This window comes from Mesorhizobium sp. M4B.F.Ca.ET.143.01.1.1, assembly GCF_004792275.1.
Lineage (GTDB): Bacteria > Pseudomonadota > Alphaproteobacteria > Rhizobiales > Rhizobiaceae > Mesorhizobium > Mesorhizobium abyssinicae.
The window spans coordinates 1-3,624 of the sequence record NZ_SRSR01000044.1; the positions used below are offsets into that span (position 1 = coordinate 1).

The 3,624-nt window shown below is 62.7% G+C and carries 4 pseudogenes; 2 read left to right on the forward strand and 2 right to left on the reverse strand.

Annotation, left to right across the window (positions count from 1 at the left end):
• Window positions 1-449, forward strand: a pseudogene (locus EN786_RS35795) (transposase); the annotation flags it as partial.
• Window positions 450-1,003: 554 nt separating this feature from the next.
• Here the strand turns inward: EN786_RS35795 and EN786_RS39605 are convergent.
• Together EN786_RS39605 and istA are read right to left on the reverse strand one after the other, a co-directional pair.
• A pseudogene (locus EN786_RS39605) lies at window positions 1,004-1,622 on the reverse strand (ATP-binding protein); the annotation flags it as partial.
• Window positions 1,619-2,873: pseudogene (istA, locus tag EN786_RS35805) on the reverse strand (IS21 family transposase). The pseudogenes EN786_RS39605 and istA, both read right to left, overlap by 4 nt.
• A gap of 161 nt (window positions 2,874-3,034) precedes the next feature.
• Between istA and EN786_RS35810 the strand changes: the two are divergent.
• Window positions 3,035-3,160 (forward strand): annotated as a pseudogene (locus EN786_RS35810) (IS630 family transposase); the annotation flags it as partial.
• Window positions 3,161-3,624: the final 464 nt, after the last annotated feature.

A 3,624-nucleotide genomic window follows, 5' to 3' on the forward strand; every position in this document is an offset into this window, starting at 1 on the left:
TGCTTCGTGGATGGCACCAAGGAGATTCTCGGCATTTGGATCGAGCAGACCCAGGGCGCCAAGTTCTGGCTGCGCGTCATGAACGAACTGAAGAGCCGTGGCGCCGGCGACATCCTGATCGCCGTCGTCGACGGGCTGAAGGGCTTCCCGAGGCAATTAACGCCGTCTTCCCGCAGACCGTGGTCCAGACCTGTATCGTGCATCTGATCCGTCATTCGCTCGAGTTCGTGTCGTGGAAGGACCGCATGCCCGTCGTGCCGGCGCTGCGCGCGATCTACCGGGCCAAGGACGCGGAGGCCGGCCTGGCCGCACTCGATGCGTTCGACGCCGGCTATTGGGGCCAGAGATATCCGGCCATCGCGCAGAGCTGGCGGCGCAACTGGCAGCACGTTGTGCCGTTCTTCGCCTTCCCTGAAAGCGTGCGCCGCATCATCTACACCACGGATGCATCGACAAGCCTGATTTCGGCTTTTCGATTCCTGTTGCGTTTCTTTGTCCGGCTTCAGGTGAGCTGTTTGTTCGCCCCGGCCTACAGGATTTCCCGTGCGAGCGTGTCGAGACGCAGTCAAGGCTGGGCCGATGCGATGGCGCCACGGCCGGCTGCGAGGTTTCCAGGCCACGCTTTGACAGTGTCGAGCACGGCGCCAGTCTGGAGCGACCGAGGCGGCGGTCGTGCCGGCACGTTCCTTATGCTATATTTGTCCGGCACGGACGGCCACGTGGCAAAGAGTGCTGCGAGAGGATGAGAGTGCCGCCGCGCAGCCGTTATAGTCGTTCCTCGTTTGTGGCGTCCGTGCGCCGCTTCGGCCCGCGTGACCGCCAATGCCGAACCATCAGCTCGTAGGCACGTTCGGCATTCTCGGCCGCGGCTTTCTCGCTGTTTCGCAACTCCTTCACGTTGTAGGCGTAAGCCGAACCGCGGCGACCGACACCGCGCTCGCCCGGCGCGCCAGCCTTGAGAGCGAGCGGCCTCTGCTTTGCCGCCACCAGCGCCGGGCGAGCCAAAGCCGCGATTGGAGGTGAGTATCATGGCACCCTTCTCGTAACGGGCATTGACGAGCTGGAAGAAGAGATTGCCGCCGCCGGGCACGACCGGGAGATAGCCGATTTCGTCGACGACCAGCAGGGATGCGCGGCACAGATAGCGGATACGCTCGCGCAACTGCCCCTCGCGCTCGGCCTTGGCCAGCGAGGCGATAATGTCGGCGAGCGTGGAGAAGTAGACGCTCTTTGCGGCCTTGACGGCTTCGACAGCGAGCGCGGTCGCCAGATGGCTCTTGCCGGTGCCGGGCGGGCCGAGAAGATGGACTACCTCCGCCCGCTCGATGAACTTCAGTTCGGCCAGCGCCATGATGCGGTTCCGATCGAGCGATGGCTGGAAAGCGAAGTCGAAGCCGGCGAGCGTCTTGATGGTGGTCAGGCGCGCCATCATCAGAGCAGCCTTGATGCGCCGACTTTCGCGCAGAGTTAGTTCTTCCACCAGAAGTTCGTCAGCTGGATGCCGTCGATCTCGCCCTGCTCGATGCGTCGCGGGTCGCGTCAAGCGCTTCGAGCGCCCGTGGCATGCGCAGCCCGACCAGGCTCTTCCTGATGCTGTCGATCGTGGATGCGTGCATGGTCATGACCGGCTCCCCGCGACGGCCAGTCGCTCGGCGACGGCCTGATAGAAGTCGAGCGAGCGCCGGGCGACATGATCGCCGAGGCGGCCGACGATGATATCCGGGGCGGTCTTCCTCGCGGCGTGGCGAGCTAACCCCTGACGATGAGCAGGATCGATCCGATATTGACGGCGCCCCTCGAGCACAGGATGGCTGGCGACCAGCCGGCCTTCGTCCAGGATGCGGATGCAGTCGGCAAGCTGGTGAACCTCGACAAGGCGCCGGGTGCGATCGGGAACGCTGTAGTTGCCGCCGATCGAGACGAGACCATCATGGCTGACGCGACGCTCCAGCTTGAGAAGCGCGTCGAAGGGTACTGCCGGGAGAGATTGAAGTTCCGGCTGCTCCGCCGCGAAGGCTTCGCTGACGATGCGTTGCGTGGTGCCGTGCAGGCGAGCATTGGCGACGGTGTCGAGCCAATCTCGCAATTGCTCGTTCAGGTCCTCGAGATTGCGGAAGCTGCGGGCCAGGAAGAAGTCCTCGCGGATATAGCGGAATGGTCGCTCGACTTTGCCCTTGGTTTTGGCACGATACGGCCGGCAGGCTCTGGGCTGGAAGCCAAAGTGCCTGGCCAGCGCCAGCAGCGAGCGATTGTAGATGATGTGGCTTTCGTTATCTTCGCCGGTGACCGCCGTCTTCATCCTGTCGTAGAGGATCTCGATCGGTACTCCTCCAATGGCGTCGAACGCCTGCATATGACAGCGCAGCAGCGTTTGCAGGTCCTGGTGCATGACGGAGCGGGCGAAGATGTAGCGCGAGTGGCCAAGCACGAGCGAGAACAGCCAGACGATGCGCGTCACGCCCGGCGCGTCGGTGAACTCGGTGACGAAGCGCGCGAAGTCGATCTGTGCTTGATATCCGGCCGGCGTCTCGAACCGCACCTCGAAGGGACGCACCTGCTCCTGCGGTCGGATTGCGGCCACGAAGCGCTTCACGGCGGTGTAGGCGCCGTCATAGCCGCGCTCACGAATCTCGCGCGTCAGGCGCACGGCGCTCAGATCGGGAAAGGCCGAGACCCGTTCGCGCAGATAGTCGACAAAGGGCACGATCTTGTTTGGCCGCCCCGCCTGTCGCGGGCCATAGGCGGGAAGTTCGAGCCCGCGCTCGATATATTTGCGGATTGGGATCGCGGCCCGTTCGCCGAGCAATCGCGGTCACGGACAGGCCCTGACGGTGTAGATCCAATATCATCAGAAGTTCTCCAAGTTGGACCACCAGCGCCGCTCCGATTCCGATCAAATCGGGACGGACTATCGACGCCGGAGCGAAAGCCGCCAGTTCCGGGACGCGTCCCGGAACTGGCGGCAGCAGCGCCAACTAGGGAATTTTCGATGCCCACAATCAGGGAATATTCATCGCCCGATGACAACTCGAGGGCTATCAACGCCTACATCGAGGCTACCAATGCCGAACCGAAACCCTTCCGCTGGACCAAGACCGCAGACGACATCCTGGCCAGCATCCAACGCTTCTGCCTCCGAACCCTCGAGGCAAACGCATAGAATGAACCGGACTTCAGAATCAGGACACTATCTAGCGTGGGCTCGACCACTCCAAGACTTATGTCTGATCTGTGGTGCCTTACAATCTCGTGAGCTTCACCCGCCTCAAACCGGTCTGACGCCACTCATCCGGCCGCGGCTCAGACGCCGGCGGGCGCCGGCCCATACCCTATGCTGGCGTGGCCACTGCAAATGCTCTCGCTCGCTATCTGCACGCTCGTGCCATCGCGCGCTGCCAAGCAGCACCGATTGCGCGGCCAGAACCACCCTTAAAATCTTAGAAAAAACCGGCCTTTATGGACGCCCAACCAACTAAGGACGACCGCCGCTCACACCACGCTTGTAACTACTAATCCATCTTGGAGGAAAGTTACCCGTGGCTGGTCACCTGCGCCCGTCCAACTCAATCGCAATCTGCATTGCAGGTTACAGGGGATTGCGCGCGCCACACAAGCAGGGAGATT